This is a genomic window from Pseudonocardia oceanicola, assembly GCF_047200735.1.
Lineage (GTDB): Bacteria > Actinomycetota > Actinomycetes > Mycobacteriales > Pseudonocardiaceae > Pseudonocardia.
This window is the reverse complement of the sequence record NZ_JBJZON010000023.1, coordinates 60,224-82,433: the sequence shown is the minus strand read 5'-3', so window position 1 is coordinate 82,433 and position 22,210 is coordinate 60,224. Positions and strand designations below refer to the sequence as shown.

At 74.4% G+C, this 22,210-nt stretch carries 18 protein-coding genes and 1 pseudogene; 8 read left to right on the top strand and 11 right to left on the bottom strand.

What is annotated here, in order from left to right:
• Positions 1–15 precede the first annotated feature (15 nt).
• Together ACL02T_RS26675 and ACL02T_RS26670 are read right to left on the bottom strand one after the other, a co-directional pair.
• Positions 16–2,523 carry a DUF6049 family protein gene (locus ACL02T_RS26675; RefSeq protein ID WP_412833524.1) on the bottom strand — a complete coding sequence of 836 codons (2,508 nt, stop codon included), beginning with the start codon at positions 2,521–2,523 and terminating at the stop codon, positions 16–18.
• The gene (locus ACL02T_RS26670) at positions 2,520–3,014 is read right to left on the bottom strand and encodes an NUDIX domain-containing protein (protein WP_412833523.1); all 495 of its coding nucleotides are present in this window, start codon (positions 3,012–3,014) and stop codon (positions 2,520–2,522) included. Before ACL02T_RS26670 ends, ACL02T_RS26675 begins: the two co-directional genes overlap by 4 nt.
• 141 nt (positions 3,015–3,155) lie before the next feature.
• Between ACL02T_RS26670 and ACL02T_RS26665 the strand changes: the two genes are divergently transcribed.
• A complete protein-coding gene (locus ACL02T_RS26665) occupies positions 3,156–4,622 on the top strand; it encodes a CCA tRNA nucleotidyltransferase (RefSeq protein ID WP_412833559.1) in 1,467 nt (488 codons plus the stop codon).
• Between the two features lie 107 nt (positions 4,623–4,729).
• Here the strand turns inward: ACL02T_RS26665 and ACL02T_RS26660 are convergent, their stop codons facing one another.
• Entirely contained in the window at positions 4,730–6,046 is a 1,317-nt protein-coding gene (locus tag ACL02T_RS26660; RefSeq protein WP_412833522.1) for an MFS transporter, read from the bottom strand.
• A 43-nt stretch (positions 6,047–6,089) separates the two neighbouring features.
• On the opposite strand from ACL02T_RS26660, the gene ACL02T_RS26655 reads away from it, so the two are divergent.
• Positions 6,090–6,683 (top strand): YqgE/AlgH family protein, encoded by a 594-nt coding sequence (locus ACL02T_RS26655; RefSeq protein WP_412833521.1) that lies wholly within the window; start codon positions 6,090–6,092, stop codon positions 6,681–6,683.
• A 115-nt stretch (positions 6,684–6,798) separates the two neighbouring features.
• A complete protein-coding gene (locus ACL02T_RS26650) occupies positions 6,799–7,137 on the top strand; it encodes a DUF4333 domain-containing protein (protein ID WP_412833520.1) in 339 nt (112 codons plus the stop codon).
• 161 nt (positions 7,138–7,298) lie between these two features.
• Here the strand turns inward: ACL02T_RS26650 and ACL02T_RS26645 are convergent, their stop codons facing one another.
• Positions 7,299–7,760, bottom strand: coding sequence for an SdpI family protein (locus ACL02T_RS26645; protein ID WP_412833519.1), 462 nt, complete (start codon positions 7,758–7,760; stop codon positions 7,299–7,301).
• Between the two features lie 290 nt (positions 7,761–8,050).
• Between ACL02T_RS26645 and leuS the strand changes: the two genes are divergently transcribed.
• Entirely contained in the window at positions 8,051–10,894 is a 2,844-nt protein-coding gene (gene leuS / locus ACL02T_RS26640) for a leucine--tRNA ligase (RefSeq protein ID WP_412833518.1), read from the top strand.
• A 7-nt stretch (positions 10,895–10,901) separates the two neighbouring features.
• Here leuS and ACL02T_RS26635 read toward each other — a convergent pair whose 3' ends face one another.
• From ACL02T_RS26635 to ACL02T_RS26610, 6 genes are all read right to left on the bottom strand, one after another.
• Positions 10,902–11,378 carry a hypothetical protein gene (locus ACL02T_RS26635; RefSeq protein ID WP_412833517.1) on the bottom strand — a complete coding sequence of 159 codons (477 nt, stop codon included), beginning with the start codon at positions 11,376–11,378 and terminating at the stop codon, positions 10,902–10,904.
• On the bottom strand, positions 11,375–12,151 hold the full coding sequence (locus ACL02T_RS26630) for a UPF0158 family protein (protein WP_412833516.1): 777 nt from the start codon (positions 12,149–12,151) through the stop codon (positions 11,375–11,377). Before ACL02T_RS26630 ends, ACL02T_RS26635 begins: the two co-directional genes overlap by 4 nt.
• A 109-nt stretch (positions 12,152–12,260) precedes the next feature.
• Complete coding sequence (locus ACL02T_RS26625) at positions 12,261–12,944, bottom strand: SDR family oxidoreductase (protein WP_412833515.1); 684 nt, start codon at positions 12,942–12,944, stop codon at positions 12,261–12,263.
• 73 nt (positions 12,945–13,017) lie between these two features.
• Entirely contained in the window at positions 13,018–13,584 is a 567-nt protein-coding gene (locus tag ACL02T_RS26620; protein ID WP_412833514.1) for a C40 family peptidase, read from the bottom strand.
• Between the two features lie 529 nt (positions 13,585–14,113).
• Positions 14,114–15,193: an inositol-3-phosphate synthase gene (locus tag ACL02T_RS26615; protein ID WP_412833513.1), complete on the bottom strand. Its 1,080-nt coding sequence runs from the start codon at positions 15,191–15,193 to the stop codon at positions 14,114–14,116.
• Between the two features lie 39 nt (positions 15,194–15,232).
• The gene (locus tag ACL02T_RS26610) at positions 15,233–15,790 is read right to left on the bottom strand and encodes a PadR family transcriptional regulator (protein ID WP_412833512.1); all 558 of its coding nucleotides are present in this window, start codon (positions 15,788–15,790) and stop codon (positions 15,233–15,235) included.
• Positions 15,791–15,987: 197 nt separating this feature from the next.
• On the opposite strand from ACL02T_RS26610, the gene ACL02T_RS26605 reads away from it, so the two are divergent.
• From ACL02T_RS26605 to ACL02T_RS26590, 4 genes are all read left to right on the top strand, one after another.
• Entirely contained in the window at positions 15,988–16,392 is a 405-nt protein-coding gene (locus ACL02T_RS26605) for a DUF5318 family protein (RefSeq protein ID WP_412833511.1), read from the top strand.
• Positions 16,393–17,002: 610 nt separating this feature from the next.
• The gene (locus ACL02T_RS26600; RefSeq protein ID WP_412833510.1) at positions 17,003–19,093 is read left to right on the top strand and encodes a transglycosylase domain-containing protein; all 2,091 of its coding nucleotides are present in this window, start codon (positions 17,003–17,005) and stop codon (positions 19,091–19,093) included.
• Positions 19,094–20,689 (top strand): glycosyltransferase family 87 protein, encoded by a 1,596-nt coding sequence (locus ACL02T_RS26595; protein ID WP_412833509.1) that lies wholly within the window; start codon positions 19,094–19,096, stop codon positions 20,687–20,689.
• A complete protein-coding gene (locus tag ACL02T_RS26590) occupies positions 20,676–21,335 on the top strand; it encodes an NUDIX hydrolase (protein WP_412833508.1) in 660 nt (219 codons plus the stop codon). The genes ACL02T_RS26595 and ACL02T_RS26590 overlap by 14 nt, the downstream gene beginning before the upstream one ends.
• Positions 21,336–21,573: 238 nt before the next feature.
• On the opposite strand, the pseudogene ACL02T_RS26585 reads toward ACL02T_RS26590, so the two are convergent.
• A pseudogene (locus ACL02T_RS26585) lies at positions 21,574–22,110 on the bottom strand (glycosyltransferase 87 family protein); the annotation flags it as partial.
• Positions 22,111–22,210: the final 100 nt, after the last annotated feature.

Genomic DNA, 22,210 nt, shown 5'->3' with positions numbered 1-22,210 from the left:
CCGCGACTCGTCAGCCTACGGCAGATCGCCGTCCGGCGCGGTGACCCCGCGCCGTGACGCGCGCCGACCCGGAGGCGGGAACTCTGCGGGCCCCGCGGACGTTCCGCCCGACCGCTCCCTCGCCCGCTCCCACGGCCGGACCGCGGGTGGGGCGCCCTCCGCAGGGCCCCGGACCGGGACGTCGGACGGTCCCGCGGCGGCCCGGTCGACGGGCGCGACGCCGGGTGGGCGCGCCGGGACCGGCGACCGGACCGGCCCGGCGGGCGGGCCCGGACCGGATCCGCCCGCGCCGGTTCCCCCGTCCGGACCTGACCGGTCGCCCCGGATCCGCCGGACGATCCGACGGGCGGCGAGCAGCACCAGCAGGACGCCGGCGACCGCGGTGAGCCAGATCGTGACCGTGCCGTACACGGTCGAGCGCACCTGGATCCGGGTCGGTTCGCCCAGCGCGCCCCCGTCCGGGGTACGGACCGAGGCCTCCACGGTGAACTGGCCGGCCCGGAGCACCTCGGTGCTCACCCGGACCTGCACCCGGCCGAGCGGGGGCACGCGCTGCACCGGGATCGGGGCGACCCGCAGGCCGGCGGTGCCGGCCAGCTCCACCCTGACCGTCATGGTGATGGGCAGCCCGTTGGCCACGGTCAACGGCACCGGCGCGTCCCGGGTCCCCAGGGAGAACGGTCCCGGCGGCTCCAGCACCCGCACCGAGCCGACCAGCTCGTCGATCCGGACGCCGACCAGGTCGGCCTCGGACCGGGCCACGGCCGGGTCGCCGCGCCACCATCCGGAGACCGCGCGCAGCAGGCCGCGCAGCAGGGGGTCGAAGACCTGCTCCGGCGGCGCGCCGACACCGGTCTCGTAGTCGGCGGCGGCTCGCAGCCGCTCGACGTCGTCCCGGTCCTCGACGACCGCGGCGACGACGGCCGGCGGGATCTCCTGCGCTCCCACCCGCACCGGGTAGGTCAGCCGCTGCGGCTCCGCCCCCGGCAGGGCCCCGGCCGCGACGGACGCGCCCAGCGCGCGCGGCTCGGCGAGCCCGGCCCCGATCAGGCGGGCGGCGCCGTCGAGCAGGGCGTCCGCGCCGCGGCCGTCGACGGTCCAGCGGTGCGGCGGGGCCAGGACCAGCGGCCCCGCACGGCGCTCGTCCGCGGTGAGCGCCCGGAAGGCCAGCGCGCCCAGCGCGTCCTGGGTCCCGAGCGCACCGGGCCCGCCCGCCGGGCTGGTGCTGGTGTCCGACGCGGAGCTGCCGCCGGCGGCGAGGGTCAGCAGCGGGTCGGTGAGCACGCCGACCGTCGACGTGCCGCTCGCCGCCGCCGGGTCGGTGAGCGGGACGACGCCCGAGACCTGCGTGGTCGTGGGTTGCTCGACGGAGTCCGCGGAGAGCACCACCGCGGACGAGCCGTCGGCGGAGCGGGTGACGTCGGCGAGGGTGGCCTCGTCGAGCGCCCCGTCGGCCGGCCAGACCGTGTCGGCGAGCACGGGGGTGCCGAGCAGCCGCCCGGCGAGCTGCCGGCCGTCCTCGAGGGCCCGCCGGGCCAGGTCCGACGCGCCGGAGCGGACCAGGGCGACCAGGTCGGCGTCGCTCTGGGCCAGGGCGAGCACGCAGCCGCCGCGCAGCGTCGCGGAGAGCCGGGCGAGCCACGTCCCGGCCGCCTCGGCGCCGGTCCCCGGCGTGACGGTGCCGTCCGGGGCCCGGACCTGATAGCCGTCGGCCATCTGCGCGGCGGTCTCCACGAGCTCCGGATCGATCGTGACGCACACCCCGGCCCGCAGCGGCGAGCCGACGGGGGCCCGCGCGGCCAGGGCGTCGACCAGGCCGGAGAGCCGGCCGCCCGCCGCGAACGAGGCGGCGAGGCCGTCGTCGGTGAGGGTGACCGGTTCGCCGGGCACGGTCGGCAGCCGCCGCGGCGGCTCGACGATCGGGTAGAGCAGGGTCATCGGGGTCGAGCCGGTGGGAGTGGGCGGGGTCGCCGCGGGGCCGCCCCCCGGCAGCGAGAGCACCGGCAGCAGCATCCGCACCGCCGCCATCCGGGCCCGCAGGCCCTCCCGGGTGCCGTTGACGTTCACCAGCAGGGCGTGCACCCCGGTCCGGGCGAGGGCGAGCGAGGAGGTGGCCGGGCCGGTCAACGGCACCGACAGGGTGACCGGCTCCGCCGCGCCGGCGGCCAGGTCGGGCAGGTCGGTGAAGGCGGGGGTGACGGCGTCGGCGGCGTCGTCGCCGGCCAGCGCGTCGCGCACCGCGGCCTCGCTGCGCAGCGGGTCGCTGCGCTGGACCCGCACGCCGAGGCCGGACACCGGTCCGGGGCCGGTGTTGGTGAGGGTGCCGGTGAGGGTCAGGGTGGTCGGTCCGTCGGCGGTGACGACCCGCGGCGAGGCGGCCGTGATCTCGAGGCGGAGGCCGGTGTCGGTGGCCGGCGGGGCGTCCGGCTGCGCCGCCGCGGTCCCCACCGCGGGCCCCGCGACGGTGCCGACCAGGGTCAGGAGCAGGGTGAGGATCGCGGCGGCCACCGCGACCGCTCTCACGCGGTCTCCTCCAGCAACGTGGTCGCCCGCCGGATCAGCCGCCGCTCGTCGGCGTAGGCCAGCCGGCCCTCCAGCTCGCCGAGCGGCACCCAGGCGACCTCGGCGACCTCCACGTCGTCGTCGCACAGGTCGCCGCCGAGGGCCCGCATCAGGAAGTGGTGCACGGTCTTGTGCACCCGGCGGTCCTCGGCGACGAACCAGAAGTCGATCGTGCCCAGTGGTGCGACCACACGCCCGATGATGCCGGTCTCCTCCTCGACCTCCCGCACCGCCGCCTCCTCGGCGGTCTCCCCGGCCTCGATGTGCCCCTTCGGCAGGGACCACAGCAACCGGCCGCGGCGATCGAGCCGGCCGATCACGGCCGCGCGGCCCAGCTCGTGGTCGACGACGAGGCCTCCCGCGGACGTCTCGTCGACGGTCCGCAGGCGCCGGCGCCGGTCGGCGGGCCTCCCCGCGCGGCGCCCCCCTGAGCGGCCGCGGGAGGAGGACATGTGGCGATGGTAACGAGGCGGCGGGCCGCGGGCCGGGTTCCGCCGGACGCACGTGCGTCACGTCCCGTTCCCCTCCCGTCGGATCCCGGGAGCGGCGGCTGCGGGCGACGCCTACACTGGCCCGCCGTGTCTTCCCCGCTCGTGATCTCCGGTACCGCCGTGGCCGCGGCACCGGATCGGCCGGACGCGCTCCGGCGCGCCCAGGAGAATGCGCTCGTGGAGCTGCTCGACGTCCCTGCCGTCGCCGACGAGATCGGCGACCGGTTCCGTGCGGCCGGGCACACGCTCTACCTCGTCGGCGGCAGCGTCCGGGACGCGTTGCTCGGCCGCGGCGGGACGGACCTCGACTTCACCACCGACGCCCGGCCCGAGCGCATCCTCGAGATCGTCGCCGGCTGGGCGGACGCGACCTGGGACACCGGCATCGAGTTCGGCACCGTCGGCGTCCGCCGCGGCGACGAGACCCTCGAGATCACGACCTTCCGGGCCGACGCCTACGACCGCGTCGGCCGCAGGCCGCTCGTCCGGTTCGGGGACTCGATCGAGGGCGACCTGGTCCGCCGCGACTTCACCGTCAACGCGATGGCGGTCGAGGTGCACACCGCGCCCGGCGACCGCCGCTTCGTCGACCCCTACGGCGGCCTCGCCGCGCTGGCGGCCGGCAGCCTCGACACCCCGGCGTCGCCGCAGGAGTCCTTCGCCGACGACCCGCTGCGGATGCTGCGGGCCGCCCGGTTCGTCTCCCAGCTCGGCTTCACCCCGGCCGAGCGGGTGACCTCGGCGATGACGGCGATGGCCGGCGAGCTCGGCCGGATCACCAAGGAGCGGGTCCAGGCCGAGTTCTCCAAGCTGCTGCTCGGCGCGCACCCGCGGCGTGGCATCGAGCTGCTGGTCGACACCGGGCTGGCCGAGTACGTGGTGCCGGAGGTGCCGGCGATGCGGCTCGCGATCGACGAGCACATGCAGCACAAGGACGTCTACACCCACTCGCTCGTCGTGATGGAGCAGGCGATCGAGCGGGAGGAGAAGCCGGACCTCGTGCTGCGGCTCGCCGCCCTGCTGCACGACGTCGGCAAGCCGCCGACGCGGCGCAAGGAGCCGGACGGCCGGGTCAGCTTCCACCACCACGAGGTGGTCGGGGCCAAGATGGTGCGCAAGCGGCTGCGCGACCTGCGCTACCCGAAGCACGTGGTCGACGACGTCAGCCAGCTCGTGTACCTGCACCTGCGGTTCCACGGCTACGGCAAGGGCGAGTGGACCGACTCGGCGGTGCGCCGCTACGTCGCCGACGCCGGCCCGCTGCTCGACCGGCTGCACAAGCTCGTGCGCTCGGACTGCACGACCCGCAACCGACGGCGGGCCGCGGCACTGCAGCGCTCGTACGACTCGCTCGAGGAGCGGATCGCCGAGCTGCGCAAGCAGGAGGAGCTCGACGCGATCCGGCCGGACCTCGACGGCAACGCGATCATGCAGATCCTCGGGATCCCGCCGGGCCCGCAGGTGGGCAAGGCGTACAAGCACCTGCTCGCGCTGCGGATGGAGAACGGGCCGATGACCACGGAGCAGGCCGAGGCCGAGCTGCGCCGGTGGGCCGCCGACCACCTCTGAGCAGGCGTGACGGAACCGCCACGCGCCTTTCGGGCGTCGTGGCGCGTGATGGACCCACGACGCGGTTCCCGAGCCGGTCCTGACGCGTCGTGGATCCCTGGTGCGGATCAGGGGCGGCGGCGGAGCTGGGCCTCGTGCGCGGCCAGGCCCAGCAGGTAGACGACGGCGGCGGAGCCGAGCAGCCAGGGCGAGTCCCCGTCGGCCGGGGCGAGCAGGGCCGCCGCGGCCACCGCGAGGACGTAGCAGGTGTTGAACAGCGCGTCGTAGAGCGCGAAGACCCGGCCGCGGGCCTCGTCGGCGGTCTCCTGCTGGATCGCCGCGTCGGCGCACAGCTTCACCGTCTGGCCCGCGGTGCTGAGCACGAAGGCCCCGACCAGCACGGTCGGGATCGTGGTCACGGCCGCGACGCCGACCTGGGCCAGCGCGGCGACGACCAGCCCCGCCCGGATCGTGGCCGCGCGGCCGAGGCGGTGGGTGAGCCACGGCGTGAGCAGCGCCGCCACACCGACACCGGCGCCGGCGGCCATCACGACCTGCCCGACACCGGCGAGCCCGGCCCGCCAGAAGCCGGAGTCGTGGAACGCGTAGCGGAACAGCAGCAGCGACAGCAGCGTGCTCAGGCCGAACGCCAGCCGGTGCGCCCCGACCGCACAGAAGGCGGCGGCGGCGGTGGGTACCCGCACGACCGCACGTGCGCCGTCCACCCAGCCCCGCGCGACGGCGGCGACCCCGCTGCGCGGTTCGGTCCCGTCCGGGCCGAGCGTGCCCCGGGCGAACCCGGCCGCGGCCAGCGCCGCGACGAGCGACCCGACGATCGCGAGCGCCGTGGTGGTGCCGGAGCCCGTGTCGCCCGCCCCGATCAGCTCCCGGACGCCGATGGCCGTCGCCCCGCCCAGCGCCGCCGAGGCCGCGCCCGCGGTCGACGCCACGACGTTGGCCTCGACGAGGTTGCGTGGCTCCACGACGTGCGGCAACGCCGCCGACAAGCCGGCCCCGACGAACCGGCTCACGCCGACGACGGCGAGCGCGCCGAGATAGAGCGGCGGACCCTCGATCCCCGTCCCGACGGCCAGGGCCACCATCGCGATGAGCACCCCGCGCAGCAGGTTCGCGGCGAGCAGCACCCGGCGGCGGTCCCAGCGGTCCAGCAGGGCCCCGGCGAAGGGCCCGACGACGGAGTAGGGCAGCAGCATCACGGCGAGCCCCGCCGCGACGGCGAGCGGATCGGCGTGGCGCTCGGGGTTGAACAGCACCGCCCCGCCGAGCGCGGCCTGGAAGAAGCCGTCCCCCCATTGGGCGGGGACCCGCGACGCGAGCAGCCTGCGGAACCCGCGACCCCGCAGCAGCGCCCGGACACCCGCCTTCGTGCCGACCGCCTCCCCCGCCGCCGGGGTGAGGGGCGGAGCGGGGTTCGGGAGGGACACGGGGGGAGCGTACGTCCCGGAGCGCGGGTGCGAACATGGGTGAGTGAGGGACGACCGCGCCGGTAGGCAGGCCACCGCTCCGGTCGGACCGGGCACCCTTCTGGTGGCTGCGCCGAACCTCACCGATCCCAACTTCTCCCGCACCGTGGTGTACCTCGTCGAGCACCGTGGGCACGGCAGCCTGGGCGTGGTGCTCAACCGGCCCTCGGAGGCGTCCGTGCGCGACGTCCTCCCCCGGTGGGCGTCCCTGGCCTCGGAACCCGGCACGGTGTTCGTCGGCGGCCCGGTCGACGGCACCACCGCGCTCTGTCTGGCCAGCCTGCGGCCGGGCCAGCGGGCGGACGGCATGGAGGGCGTCGTCGCGGTGAACGGGCCCGTCGTGCTGGTGGACCTGGACAGCGAGCCGGGCGCCGTGGCGTCGCGGGTCCGCGGGCTGCGCGTGTTCGCCGGCTACTCGGGGTGGGACTCCGGACAGCTGGCCGGCGAGATCGCCCGCGGGGACTGGTTCGTGGTCCCGGGCCTGCCCGACGACGTCACCACCGACCGGCACTCGGACCTGTGGGGCCGGGTGCTGCGCCGTCAGGGCGCGCCGCTGGCGCTGCTGTCGACCTTCCCCGTGGAGATCGGGCTCAACTAGGGGACGTCTGACCGGCCCCCGGCCGGGGCGGCCGGTCGCGTTCGTGACCTGCGGGACCTTCCGCCGGGTCGGCCGGGCGAGGACGCTGGGGGCCCACACGGACCGAGGAGGCCCGATGTCCGTCCGTCGTGACCGGTCCCGTGGCCGCCTCACCGGCACGGTCGCCCTCCTGCCGCTGCTCGCCGCCTGCTCGGTCCTCGTGCCGGGCAGACCGGTGCCCGCGCCACCACGCACCCTCGACGGCACGCGGCTCGAGCAGGACGTGCGGGCCGTGCTCGCGGCGGACCCGGCGACCGCCGATCTGGCGTCGGCGCCCGTGCAGTGCCCGCAGCAGGTCGTCGTGTACCCGCAGCTCGTGCTGTTCTGCCAGGTCGCGTCGGGGAACGTCCTCCGCTCGATCCCGGTGACCGTCCTCGACCGGGACGGCAACTATCGGGTCGGGCCATCGTTCTGACGTCCGTCCGCCGTTTGTACAGACGTTCGTCCCAGACGCTCGTCCGATCGTCCCGATGCCGGTGGAACTCCCGGCACAGGGATCAGGCCGACGAGGAGCGGTGGAGGGTCAGTGGGGAGCGCGCGGTCGGCACACGCCGCCGGCGCGTTCGGCGCGCCGGGTCAGCGGCCGGGCTCGACCGGCGACGTGCGGCAGCCCGCGACCAGGTCGCAACCGGCACAGGTGCCTGCGCACCCGCCGCCGGCGGCCCCGCCGGCCTCGGCGGCGCGGGTGGCGGTCTCGATCCGGCCGGCGCGGTCGCCGAGTGCGCCGCCGATCCCGGCGAGCACGAGCACCCCGACGACGGCGATGGCCGTCACGACCCAGCCGAGCACGGCGGGCGGCCCGGCCAGCAGCACCACGCCCGCGAACACGCCGACCCCGCCCGCGGCGCCGAGCGGCGGCGCGGCCACCCGGTTCGCCGAGACCCAGGCGGGCCTCGACTCGAGAGTGGCGGCGGTGCGGACCCCGGCCCAGCGGTTGCGCGGGAGCTTCGAGCGCGCCCCCAGGACGGCGACGGTCACCAGCGCGACGCCGGCCAGGACGAAGAGCACACCGAGGACGAAGCGCAGGGTCACGGGCACGCCACCAGGGTAGATAAGGCGGCCGGACCCCCGCCGCGGCCCCGCCCGGACGCGGCGTCCACCCCGGCGCAACCCCGTCGAAGCCCGGCGGCCAGCGGCGTTACCCTGGGTATCGCGTTCCACGGCCCGCCGGAAGCCCGGCCTCACCGGCGCCGCGCCGAGCCGCACGCCGAACCGCCCGCCCGGGCCCACCCGGGCGGACGAGATCCGGCGCGGCTCCCGGCGACCGCAGCAGCAGGCCGACCGGCGGACCGTCGCGGGACGGTTCATCCTCGAGGTAGAGCGGGATCATGAGCACGGAGAGCACCACCATCGCGCCCGGAGACGCTCCGGCGTCCCCGCCCCACCGCTACGACGCGCGCCTGGCCGGCGAGATCGAGCGCCGCTGGCAGGATCGGTGGGAGGCCGAGGGCACGTTCCACACGCCCGATCCGGGCGAGCCGGGCTCGGAGAAGCCCAAGGCGTACGTGATGGACATGTTCCCGTACCCCTCCGGGGCGGGCCTGCACGTCGGGCACCCGCTCGGCTTCATCGGCACGGACGTGCTGGGTCGCTACCTGCGGATGACCGGCCACAACGTGCTGCACCCGATGGGTTTCGACGCGTTCGGCCTGCCCGCTGAGCAGTACGCCGTGCAGACCGGCACCCACCCGCGCACCACCACCGAGGCGAACATCGCCCGGTACAAGGAGCAGCTGCGCCAGCTGGGCCTGGCGCACGACCCCCGCCGGTCGATCGCGACCACGGACGTCACGTACTACCGCTGGACCCAGTGGATCTTCCTGCAGATCTTCGAGTCCTGGTACGACACCGAGGCCGACCGCGCCCGCCCGATCGCCGAGCTGAAGGCCGAGTTCGGGTCCGGTGCCCGCCCCACCCCGGACGGCCGCCCCTACGCCGAGCTGGCGGAGGGCGAGCGCCGCGCGCTGATCGACTCCTACCGCCTGGCCTACATCTCCGAGGCACCGGTGAACTGGTGCCCCGGCCTGGGCACCGTGCTGGCCAACGAGGAGGTCACCGCCGACGGCCGCAGCGAGCGCGGCAACTACCCCGTCTTCCGCCGCAACCTCAAGCAGTGGATGATGCGGATCACCGCGTACGCGGACCGGCTGGCCGCCGACCTGGACCGGGTCGACTGGCCGGAGTCGGTGAAGGCCATGCAGCGCAACTGGATCGGGCGGTCCGAGGGCGCCCGGGTCCGCTTCCCCGCCGCCGGCCGGGAGATCGAGGTCTTCACCACCCGCCCGGACACGCTGTTCGGCGCCACCTACATGGTCCTCGCCCCGGAGCACCCGCTGGTCGACGCGCTGACCCCGCCGACGTGGCCCGAGGGCACGGACGAGCGCTGGACCGGCGGTGCCGCCACGCCGGGCGAGGCGGTGGCGGAGTACCGCGGGGCCGCCGGGCGCAAGTCCGAGCTGGACCGGCAGGAGAACAAGGAGAAGACGGGCGTCTTCACCGGCGCCTTCGCCGTCAACCCGGTCAACGGCGAGGAGATCCCGGTCTTCGTCGCCGACTACGTCCTGATGGGCTACGGCACCGGCGCGATCATGGCCGTCCCGGGCCAGGACCAGCGCGACTGGGACTTCGCGACGGCCTTCGGCCTGCGGATCGTCCGCACGGTCGACCCGGGCGACTGGCAGGGCGAGGCGTTCACCGGCGAGGGCCCGGCGATCAACTCCGCCAACGACGAGATCAGCCTGAACGGGCGGGGCGTCACCGAGGCGAAGCGCGCGATCATCGACTGGCTGGCGGCGAAGGGGTACGGCGAGGGCGTCGTCCAGTACAAGCTGCGGGACTGGCTGTTCTCCCGGCAGCGGTACTGGGGAGAGCCGTTCCCGATCGTGTGGGACGAGTTCGGCCCGGTCGGGCTGCCGGAGGACCAGCTGCCGGTCGTCCTGCCCGACGTGGACGACTACTCCCCCAAGACCTACGACCCGGACGACGCGGACACCGAGCCCGAGCCGCCGCTGTCGCGGGCCGACGAGTGGGTGAACGTCGAGCTGGACCTGGGCGACGGGCCGCGGAAGTATCGTCGCGAGACCAACACGATGCCGCAGTGGGCCGGGTCGTGCTGGTACTACCTGCGCTACCTGGACCCGGGGAACTCCGAGCGCTTCACCGGCGTGGAGGCCGAGAAGTACTGGATCGGCAAGAAGCCGGAGATCTCCCCGGTCGACCCGGGCGGTGTCGACCTGTACGTCGGCGGCGTCGAGCATGCGGTGCTGCACCTGCTGTACTCGCGCTTCTGGCACAAGGTGCTGTTCGACCTGGGGTACGTGACCAGCGAGGAGCCCTTCCGGAAGCTGTTCAACCAGGGCTACATCCAGGCCTACGCCTACACCGACGCACGCGGTCTGTACGTGCCGGCCGAGGAGGTGGTCGAGGACGACAACGGCCGTTTCACGTGGAACGGCCGGCCCGTGAACCGTGAGTACGGGAAGATGGGCAAGTCCCTGAAGAACGTCGTCACGCCGGACGAGATGTGCGACCGGTACGGCGCGGACACCTTCCGGCTCTACGAGATGTACACCGGCCCGATGGAGGCCTCGCGGCCCTGGTCCACCCGGGACGTCGTCGGGCCGCAGCGGTTCCTGCAGCGGGTCTGGCGCAACCTGGTCGACGAGACCACCGGCGAGTCGCGGGTCACGGACGCCGAGCCCGACGCGGACACCCTGCGGGCGCTGCACAAGGCGATCGCCGGCGTGCGCGAGGACTACCCGGCGCTGCACTACAACACCGCGGCCGCGAAGCTGATCGAGCTGAACAACCACCTCACCAAGGCCTACCCCGGCGGGGCGCCGCGGGTGGTGGCGGAGCCGCTGGTGCTGATGCTGGCGCCGCTCGCGCCGCACATCAGCGAGGAGCTGTGGAGCCGGCTCGGGCACGGGTCGACGCTGGCCTACGAGTCCTTCCCGGCGGCCGACGAGCGGTATCTGGTCCAGGACACCGTCGAGTACCCGATCCAGGTCAACGGCAAGGTCCGCTCGCGCGTCACCGTCCCGGCCGACGCCGGCCCCGCGGCGGTGCAGGCCGCGGCGCTGGCCGACGAGAAGATCGTCGCCGCGCTGGCCGGGGCCGAGCCGCGGAAGGTGATCGTGGTGCCGGGGCGCCTGGTGAACGTCGTCCGCTGACGGCTCGTCACTCCGTCCCGGAGGCCCGGCGGCGCCTGAGCGGGCGGACCGCCCGCCGGGTGGCGCCGCTGCGTGGCGGTGCGCTGCGAGCCGGGTCGTCGAGCCACCCGTCGACCTCGGCCAGGATGAGGGCCGCGTCGACCAGCGCGGACCGTGCCTCCTCGATCGGGACGGCCGCCCACGACCGTTCGGCGAGCGCGGCGCGGTTGAGCAGCGAGCGGAGCAGGCGCCCGGTGACCGGGTCCATCGCCCGCTCGCGGACGACCCGGCGGACGTAGGCCGAGACGACGTCGGACGGGTGGTCGCGGGTCTCGTCGAGCGCGGCCAGCGCCACCTGGGCGGAATCCAGCGCGGCGCGGGCGGCGGCCGCGACCGCCTGGCCGGCGTACCCGTTCCCGGCGAGCAGCTCCGCCGCGGCGAGCTCCCGGCGTGCCCGCGCCATGCCGGGCCGCGGCCCGGGTCCGCGCTCGTGCGCGTGGCTCACCGCAGTCGCACCGCCTCGGGGCGGGCGCGGACGAGCCACGGTTCCTCGGGCCGGGACAGCTGGGCCTGGGTCACGGGGTACGCGCAGACCGTGATGCCGGAGCGCTCGGTGTGCCGCCACAGCACCTGCTCGATCGCGCGCAGCTCCGCCCACGGCGACTCCAGGTCGTCGAGGACCACCAGCAGGTCCAGCTCCGACTCGACCGAACCCTCCCCGCTCGCCCACGGTCCCACGAGCAGGATCTGGTGCAGACGGTCGCCGTAGTGGGTCGCGAGCTCCGCGGCGACCGTGGCCGGGAGGTCCTCGTTCTCGGGGGCCGGGTCGGGGTAGGCCGCGGCGGCCTGCTCGGCGACGTCCGGGGCGACGAGCCCCGCGTCGGCGAGCCACTCGAGGGCACGGCGGCGGGCCCGGGCGTCGCGGAACCGGAACCACTGGTCCCGCACCTCGGGGAACTCGAAGAGGGTGTTCTTGAAGCGGCGGAAGGCCCCGCGGCCGTTGAGCGCGCGGTCGAGCAGCTCGGCCGCCCGCCGGTGCTGGACACCGGCGGTGAAGTCCGCCATGTCCTGGTAGCCCTCGCGGGAGTCGGTCCGTTCGATCGCGACCCAGCCCTGCTCCTCGAGCTCCTCGGAGTCGTCGGGCTCGCCCGTGTACGCCTCGGGCATGGTCGGCACGATGCGGCCGGTGCGCGGGTCGATCCACCACTGCACCTCGGGGGAGCGGTCGTCGAGCGCGTTCGCCAACTCGCCGAGATCGACCTGCGCCGGATCGAGCATGGCCGCACACTACCCATGCCCGGGCGCCGGTGACCCCGTGTCGCCCGGCCGGACCAGCGTGCCGCCGGGTCGACGGGCGGACCAGCGGGGCCGGATCAGCGGGGCCGGATCAGCGGGGCCGGACGACGATCTCGGTCAGGTGCGCGTCCCCGGTCGCCGTGACGGCGCAGCGGACCGCGGCGGCGACGCTCTCCGGGCGGAGGAACCGGGAACCGTCGTACTCCCCGCCCTCGTGCGCGACGACCGCCCGCTGCATGTCGGTGTCGACGCGACCCGGGTGCACCGAGGTGACCCGCAGGCCGGGCTCCTCGGCACGCAACGCGTCGGCGAAGGCGCGCAGCGCGAACTTGCTGGCGGCGTAGGAGCCCCAGCCGGCCCGGGCCGTGATCCCCGAGCCGGAGTTGATCAGCACGACGTCACCGCCCGCCGCCCGCAGCGCGGGCAGCAGCAGCCGGGTCAGCCCGGCCACCGCGACGACGTTGACCTCGAACTGCTGCCGCCAGATGTCGGGCCCGGTCTCGGCGACCGTGCCGAGCAGGCCGACCCCGGCCGAGTGCACCAGGACGTCGAGCCGCGCCAGGTCGAGCCCGTCGACGGCCGCGGCGGCCGCGGCGTCGTCGGCCAGCTCGACGGGCCACGCCCGTGCACCGGGGAGCGCGGCGGCCAGCGAGTCGAGCGCCGCCGCGTCGCGCCCGCCCAGAAGCAGGTCGTGCGTCGGGGCGAGCGCGTGGGCGACGGCGGCACCGATCCCGCGGGAGGCGCCGGTGACCAGGGCGAGCGGGCGGGAGTCCACGGCCGCCACCCTAGGTCACCCCTGATCCGCCGGCCGTGGCCCGCCGCGCTGGCCCGGACCGGCGCCGGGGGGCTCAGACGCGACGGGCGCCGCTGAACGGCATGGCGCTCAGCGAGCTGATCTTCACCGGCTGGCCGCTGGTGCTGGCGTGCACCACCTTGCCGTTGCCGACGTAGATGGCGACGTGGCTGACCGGCCGGTAGAAGAAGACCAGGTCGCCGGGGCGCAGGTTGCCCTTGGCGACCGGGGTGCCGAAGGACGACTGGGCCCGGCTGGTCCGCGGGATCGAGACGCCGGCCTTCTTGAAGGCGTAGCTCGTGAGGCCCGAGCAGTCGAACGCGGACGGGCCGGAGGCACCGTAGCGGTACGGCTTGCCGACCTGCGCGAGCGCGGTGGACAGCGCGGAGGCGCGCCTGGCGGCGGGTGCGAGGCCGGCCGACGCGGCCGCGACGGTCTGGGCCGGGGCGGCGAACGCGACGGTCCGGACCGCCGTCTCGACCGGGGCCTCGACGGGGACGGCGGGAGCGGCCGCAGGGGCCTCGGCGACCGCGCCGGTGGAGGCGGGGGCGAGGGAGAAGAAGGCTGCCGCCGCCGCGGTCGCGGCGACGACGGTGGAACGCAGGAGCGCAGGTCTGGGCACCGGTAGGCATCCTCGTGAATCGCACCGCCCGGCGGACGCGGGCACCCCGCTCGGGGGAGAGCGGTGACCACGCGTGGGACGGGTGCGCTGGGGAGTGCCCGGCCGTGGTGAGGGAGCCGTAGGGGAGCCCAGGCCGGTCGCGCACCCGCCCGTCCGGGCGGTGACCCCGTGCCCGTCCTCCCGGGTGGAGGGCGGTGGCGCGAGGCCGTTCAGCAAATTACGAACGCATTACCGTGATTGCCATGATGGAGATTACATTCGGCCAGGAATTTTCGGGTGAGCGTTCTCACGGAGGATGAGCACGTTCGGAGTAGTGCAGCCGTGATGGAGCCGTGATCCTGCAGCCAAATTCGTCGATGCAGGTGAGACAGGTTCCCGAGTACCACGTGATAGAGCCGTGATGACTCCGTAAGAGTGAAACTGTTTCCGGTTCGGAACGTTCGTCAACATTTCCGGGGAGCAAGCAAAAAGAAACCCCGGCCGGAGCGGGTGCTCCGACCGGGGTGTCCGATCCGACGAGGGCTGGGCGTCAGCGCTCCCGCTCGCCGCGGATGAACTCCTCGACCGCGGTGCGGGCCTCGGAGTCGCTGTACTGCTCCGGCGGGGACTTCATGAAGTAGCTCGACGCGGAGAGGATCGGTCCGCCGATCCCGCGGTCCTTCGCGATCTTCGCCGCGCGCACCGCGTCGATGATGATGCCGGCGGAGTTCGGCGAGTCCCAGACCTCGAGCTTGTACTCCAGGTTGAGCGGGACGTCGCCGAACGCGCGGCCCTCGAGCCGGACGTAGGCCCACTTGCGGTCGTCGAGCCACGCGACGTAGTCCGACGGGCCGATGTGCACGTTGTCCTTGCCCAGGTCCCGCTCGACCTGCGAGGTGACCGACTGGGTCTTGGACACCTTCTTCGACTCGAGCCGCTCCAGCTCCTTCATGTTCAGGAAGTCCATGTTCCCGCCCACGTTGAGCTGCATCGTGCGGTCGAGGTGCACGCCGCGCTCCTCGAACAGCCGCGCCAGCACCCGGTGGGTGATCGTCGCCCCGACCTGCGACTTGATGTCGTCGCCGACGATCGGGACGCCCGCGTCGCGGAACTTCTGCGCCCACACCGGGTCCGAGGCGATGAACACCGGAAGGGCGTTCACGAAGGCCACGCCGGCGTCGATCGCGGCCTGGGCGTAGAAGCGGTCGGCCGCCTCGCTGCCCACCGGCAGGTAGGAGACGAGCACGTCCGCCCGCGTCTCGCGCAGCACCTGGGCGACGTCGACGGGCTCCTCGTCGGACTCGGTGATCGTCTCCCGGTAGAACCGGCCCAGCCCGTCGAGAGTATGGCCACGCTGCACCGGGACGCCGAGCGGCGGCACGTCGGCGATCTTGATCGTGTTGTTCTCGCTCGCGCCGATGGCCTCCGACAGGTCACGGCCGACCTTCTTCGCGTCGACGTCGAACGCGGCGACGAACGTCACGTCGCGCACGTGGTAGCCGCCGAAGTCGACGTGCATCAGGCCGGGGACGCGCGCGGCCGGGTCGGCGTCCGCGTAGTAGTGGACGCCCTGGACCAGCGACGCCGCACAGTTGCCGACGCCGACGACGGCGACTCGCACCTCACTCATGCCGGCTCTCCTTACTCTCTCTGTCGGGACTACGGCCTCTCAAGGCCTGATGGGACCGGCCTCGTCGCCGGGGTGACGCTCCCGCTCGATGAGCTCGTTCAGCCATCGCACCTCGCGCTCGGTGGTGTCCAGGCCGAGCTCGTGCAGCTCACGGGTGTACCGGTCGATCTGCTCGCCGGCCCTGGCGAGCGCCGCGCGCAATCCCTCGCGGCGCTCCTCGACCGCCCGGCGCCTGCCCTCCAGGATCCGCATCCTGGTCTCCGCGGGGGTGCGGGAGAAGAACGCCAGGTGGACGCCGAAGCTCTCGTCGTCCCAGGTCTGCGGGCCGGACTCGGCCAGCAGCTCGGCGAACCGCTCCTTGCCCTCCGCGGTGATCCGGTAGACGCGCCGGGCGCGCTTGGACCAGCCGGTGCTCGCCGCGGACCGGTCGGGGTCCTCGACGATGAGGCCCGCTCGGACGAGCCTGCGCAGCGCAGGGTAGAGCGAGCCGTAGGAGAAGACACGGAACCCGCCGAGCCGCAGCCCGAGCTGTTTGCGCAGCTCGTAGCCGTGCATCGGGGCCTCCAGCAGCAGCCCGAGGATGGCGAACTCGAGCACCCGCTCCCCCTCCTCCCGCACGCCGCCCGAGAACCCCGATGTCCCCGGCGATCGGTCGGTTCACTATATCGGGGCGATACATCCCCGCACAGTGTCGAGATCTCGATCACGCATGCGACCTGCGGCGGCCCTCGACGGGTCCGCCCGTCCGGGCGGTTCGGGGACCGCACGGGCGGGTGGCTGAGTACCCTGGTCGGGTGCTCACCCAGCGACAGGTCGTCGACTACGCGTTGCGGCGTCGTGCGCTGCTCGCGGAGGTCTACGCCGGTCGGGTGGGGACCGCGGAGGTCTGCGACGCGAGCCCGTACCTCCTGCGCGCCGCCCGGTTCCACGGCCGGCCGACGCAGGAACAGTGCCCGCTGTGCCGGAAGGAGCGGCTGACCCACGTCTGGTGGGTCTTCGGCGAGGAGCTCCGCCAGGTGTCCGGCTCGGCCCGCGACCCCGACGAGGTCGAGGAGCTGGCGGCCCGGCACGGCGAGTTCTCCCTGTACCTCGTGGAGGTCTGCCGCACGTGCAGCTGGAACCATCTGGTCCAATCGTCGGTGCTGGGCACCGGCGCCCGCCCCGACCGCCCGCGTCGCCGGAGGACCGCCGCCGAGTGAGCGATCCCCGCCCCGATCCCCGCCCGATGAGCCCCGACCCCGTGAGCCGTACAGCGCCCGCACCCCACGCCCCAGCCCGGTCCGCCCCCGTTCCCCGCAGGCGCGCCGGAGAAGCACGGAGCCCGCGGTGACCGATCAACGCAGCGACCGACCAGCAGCCGGCCCCCCGCCGCGGCCGCGCGTCCCCGACGTCTGGGACATCCGCCCGGACCAGGGTCCGCCACCCCCGGGTGCCGGGCCCTGGCGCGGTCGCGCAGCGGGGTCCGGTCGGCCGCCGCAGGGTCCGCCACCGCAGGGCCCGCCGCCCGGTCCGCGTCCGGGGCCGTCCGGGCAGCCGGGCCCGTACGGTCCGCCGCACCGACCCGCGCCGCAGCGCGTCGGGCCGGGACCGCGTGGGCCCCAGGGGCCGAACGCCGGCCCGGGCGGGCCCGCGCAGCCGCCACCCGGCCCGCCGACGCTGCTGACCCACGACTCCGGCACGTCGGGCCCGGGCGACCGGCCCACCTCACTCGCCCTGGCCGACCCGCCCGGTCCCCCGCCGCGGCGCCCCGGCGTCGGCGGCGGTGGCGGCGGTGACGACGGTCGTCGTCGCCCGGGAGGACGGCGGCCCGTGCGCAGGATCGTGCTGTGGGGGCTGGTGGCCCTGGTCGTCGGGCCGTTCCTGGCGTTCGCGGTCGGCTGGGTCGGCTTCGCGGTGCCCAGCTCGGACGAGGTCGCCAACACCCAGGTGGCCACGTTCACCTTCGCCGACGGCAGCCCGCTCGCCACCGTGCGGCCCAACAACATCAACCGGATCAACGTCACCCTCGACCAGGTGCCCGCGTCGGTGCAGCACGCCGTGCTGTCCGCCGAGGACCGCTCGTTCTTCTCGAACCCGGGGTTCGACCTCTCCGGGATCGGCCGCGCGGTGTGGAGCCAGCTGACGGGCGGCATCGGCGGCGGCTCCACGATCACCCAGCAGTACATCAAGGTGACCACCGGCCAGGACCAGATCTCCCTGTGGCGCAAGTACAAGGAAATCGTGCTCGCCGCCAAGATCTCCAAGGAACAGACCAAGGAAGAGATCCTGGAGAACTACCTCAACGCGATCTACCTCGGGCGCGGCGCCTACGGCATCCAGGCCGCGAGCCAGGCGTACTTCGGCAAGGACGTCCAGCAGCTCAGCCCCTCCGAGGGCGCGATGATCGCGGGGCTGATCCAGTCGCCGTCGCGCTGGGACCCCGCCAAGAACGAGGAGAAGTCGCGGGAGCGCTGGAACTTCGTGCTCGACGGTGAGGTCCAGATGGGCTGGATGACCCAGGCCGAGCGCGCGCAGATGCAGTTCCCGGAGTGGCTGCCGCCGTCGGCGGCCGAGGGTGGCATCCCCGGCGACGCCAACGGCCACATCTACAACCAGGTCCGCGCCGAGCTGGAGGACCGGGGGATCTCCGAGTCGGAGATCAACACCGAGGGCCTGACCGTGCAGACCACGATCGACCCGGAGAAGCAGCGGGAGGCCGTCGAGGCGGCCAACGACGTGATGGAGGGGCAGCCGGCCAACCTCCGGACGGCCCTGGTGTCGGTCGACCCGAAGACCGGTGCGGTGCTCGCCTACTTCGGCGGCAACGACGGAGTCGGCCTGGACTACGCGCAGGCCTCGAAGCAGCCGGGGTCGTCGTTCAAGCCGTTCGTGGTGGCCGCGGGCCTCGAGCAGCCGAACCCGATCGGCCTGGGCGCGCAGTACGACGGCTCGTCGCCGCAGACCCTGGCGGGCCAGGAGGTGTCCAACTCCGAGGGCGTGAGCTGCGGCCGGTGCTCGGTCAAGACGGCGATGACCCAGTCGATCAACACCGTGTTCTACCGGATGGCGCTCGAGATCGGCCCGCAGAAGGTGGCCGACGCCGCGATCAGGGCGGGCATCCCGGCCGCGCCGCTGGCCAACCCGACCGGCGGCATCTCGCTCGGTGACAAGAACGTCACCACGGAGAACATGGCGTCCGCCTTCGCCACGTTCGCCGCCGACGGGGTCGCCCGCGAGCCCTACCTGGTCGCCAAGGTGACCACGAGCGACGGCCGGATCATCTACGACCACGACGCCGGCGGCTCGCCCGGGACGCAGGCCTTCAGCCAGCAGGTCGCGCGCAACGTCACCGAGTCGATGACGGACGTCGCGAGCTCCTCGCGGATCCCGCTCCGGGACGGCCGCCCGGTCGCGGCCAAGACCGGCACCGTGCAGAGCAGCGTCGAGGGCCAGAACAACGACGCCTGGACCGTCGGCTACACCCCGCAGATCGCCACCGCGGTGTGGGTCGGCACGGACGACAACTCCCCGATCAAGAACTCGGCCGGCCGGCCGATCTACGGGCGCATGCTGCCCGGCTCGATCTGGCGGCAGTTCATGTCCGACGCGCTGCGCGGGACCGACGTCGAAGCCTGGTCGAAGTTCACGCCGATCGGGCAGGCCCCCGTCTCCGAGTACGCCGGTGGGTCGAGCGGATCGAGCGGGTCCTCCACCTCGGGCGACGGCGAGGAGCGTCAGCAGCGCCGCAGCCGCGACAGCGGCGACAACGGCGGCGACAACGGCGGGGACCGCGGTGACTCCTCGTCGCGGAGCGGCTCCAACCGGGGCGACTCCGGCAACGGCGACTCGGGGAACAGTGACTCCGGGAACGGCAACGGCAACGGCGACTCCGGGAACGGGGACGGCAACGACGGTGCCTAGGTGACCCCGCGGCCGGTCGCACCCGAGGACACCCGGTCCTCCGCGGCCCGGCGGCCGACGCGCCGGCCCGAGCCGCCGCGCGGGCCCGCGCGGGTGATCCCGACGTGGACCGAGCCCGTGGTCGCGGCCGCGAGCCGGGTCGTCGGTGGCCCGCTGGGGCGGCACGCGCTCGTCGGCCGCGCCACCTGGTGGACCCCGCTGCGCGTGGTCCTGCTGCTCGCCGTGGTGACCCTCGCGCTGGGCTGGCTCGGCAAGTCGCCGTGCCTGCAGCAGTACCGCACGGACGACGGACAGCTGGCCCTCGACTGGCAGAACAACCGCCAGTACGTCGCCATGTGTTACTCCGACACGGTTCCGCTCTACGCGATCGAGCGGCTCGACGATCCCTCGGCCGTCCCCTACCGGGACGCCTGGACCGACACCTCCGCCGGCGGCGCCCCGCAGACCCGGTACATGGAGTATCCGGTGCTCACCGGCTTCTACCAGTGGGCGGCGGCGCGGCTGACGGACGGGTGGCAGGCCGCCGCCTCGGCGCTGCCGCTGCCCACGGCGCTGCCGGTCGTCGTCTACTTCGACATCGTCGCGTTCGGCCTGGCCCTGGCCTGGCTCGTCGCCGTGTGGGCCGTGGTCCGGCTACGGCCCGAGCGGCCGTGGGACGCCGCGCTCGTCGCGATCTCCCCGCTCGTCGCAGTGCACGCCTTCACCAACTTCGACGCCCTGGCCGTCGCCCTGGCCTGCGGCGGGCTCCTCGCGATCGCCCGGCGACGGCCGGTCCTCGGCGGGGTGCTGCTCGGACTGGGCGGTGCCGCGAAGCTCTATCCCCTGCTCCTGCTGCTACCGGTGCTGCTGGTCGCCGCCCGTCGGCGTGAGCTCGGCACCGCGTGGCGGACGATCGGCGCCGCCGTGGGCACCTGGCTGGCGGTGAACGTGCCGGTCGCGATCGCCTGGCCGGCCGGCTGGTGGGAGTTCGTCCGCCTCAACCGGACCCGGCCGGCCGACCCCGACTCGCTCTACTACGCGCTCTCGTACTTCACGGGGTGGAGCGGGTTCGACGGTCCGCTGCGCGCCGATCAGGCACCGACCACGCTCAACACCGTCACCGCGGCCCTGCTGGTGACCGCCTGCGCGGGGCTGGTCGTGCTGGCGGCCAAGGCACCCCGGCCGCCTCGGCTGGCGTCGCTCGCCTTCCTGGTCGTCGCGGCGTTCCTGCTGGTCAACAAGGTGTGGAGCCCGCAGTACTCGCTCTGGCTGGTGCCGCTGGCCGTGCTCGCGCTGCCGCGCTGGAGGCTGCTGCTCGCCTGGATGACGGTCGACGCGCTGGTCTGGGTCCCGCGGATGTTCTTCTACGTCGGCACGGACGACAAGGGTCTGCCCCCGGACTGGTTCCTCGGCGCGGTCCTGCTCCGCGACGCCGTCGTCGTCGTGCTGTGCGTGCTCGTGGTGCGGTCGGTCCTGCGGCCCTCGTCCGACCCGGTCCGCGCCCGCGACCCGGGTCGGCACCCGGATCGCGACCCGGACTGGCCGGTGCGACGACGATCACAGCGGCCCGCGCGCCGGGTCCGCGTGGGGCAGAGTCCGGAGCATGGCAACGGGTGAGGGCAGGGTCGGCGCCGACCCCGGGGGCCGCGTCGCGGAGCTGCGCGCGGCCGTCGAGCAGCGGCTGGCGGGGTTCGAGCGGCGGGTCGTCGAGCGGTCCGACCTCAAGCGCTCGGCCGTCACGCTCACGTTGATCACCACCGGGGGCGCCGGCCCGGCCGACGGGCTCGCGTTCCTGCTCACCCGGCGGGCCGCCACCCTGCGCCGGCACTCCGGGCAGTGGGCCCTGCCGGGTGGGCGCTGCGATCCGGGCGAGACCATCACCGAGGCCGGCCGCCGGGAGCTGCTGGAGGAGGTCGGGCTCGAGCTCGGCGAGGACGCCGTGCTCGGGCTGCTCGACGACTACGCCACCCGCTCCGGCTACGTGATCACGCCGATCGTGCTGTGGGCCGGGGAGGTCGGCGAGCTGACGCCGAACCCGGACGAGGTCGGCGAGCTCCACCGCGTCCCGCTGGCCGACATCGACGTGGAGCCGCGTTTCCTCACCATCCCGGAGTCCGACGCCCCCGTCATCCAGGTGCCGCTGTACGACCGGTTCGTGCACGCGCCGACGGGGGCGGTGCTGTACCAGGCCCGGGAGGTCCTGTTGCACGGTCGTCCGACGCGGGTGGACCACCTGGAGCAGCCGGTGTTCGCCTGGCGGTGACCCCGGGCTCGCGGGCGTCGACCACCTCGGGGGCCCGCAGGAACAGCACGAAGAGGATGGCGAGCAGGACCGCCTTGCCCCACACGCCCAGCACCACCGCCTGGGCGGCGAAGCCGGCGCCGATCCCCGCGTCGGCGCGGGTGTCGAGCAGGTAGAACCAGCGGAAGATGCCGATGCCGATCAGCGCGTCGGCCGCCAGGTACGCCGCGATCCAGCCCCAGCGGATCCGCAGCAGCACCAGGAACGGCAGCAGCCAGAGCGTGTACTGCGGTGAGTGCACCTTGTGCAGGAGGAGGAAGCCGCAGAGCATCGCGGCGCTCACCCCGATCCACGGGTAGGCCGCCCCGCGCCGCCACCGCAGCAGGCCCGCCGCGGCGGCCGCCACGAAGGACACCAGCACCAGCACCGGCGACAGCACGTCGACGAGGGGGACGAACGACTCGCCGAGGCCCAGGTCCGCCATCATCGGCCGGACACCCCAGAACCAGATGGAGTTGGTGCTGACGTCGACCGGGCGCTGCTGCTGGAAGGTGAACGACGCCGCCCAGCCGGGGAAGCCGAGCAGCGCGAAGGGCAGGTTCACCGCGACGGCGGTGAGCGTGCCGGCGAGGCACACCCGGACCGCGCCCGCGAGGTCGAGGCCGGCGCCCGGTGGGCGGCCCCGGGTGAGCACGTACAGCGCCAGCGGGAGCAGGAACGCCCCGGGGTACAGCTTCAGGGCCACGCCCAGGCCGAGCAGCACCGCGGCCACCGTCGCCCGGGTCCGCAGCGGCATCTCGCGACGCAGCCCGTGCAGCACGAACACCGCAGCGACCGCGCAGGCAACGGCCGGCAGGTCCCAGTTGTGGAAGGCGTAGAGCACGAGGGGTGGGCCG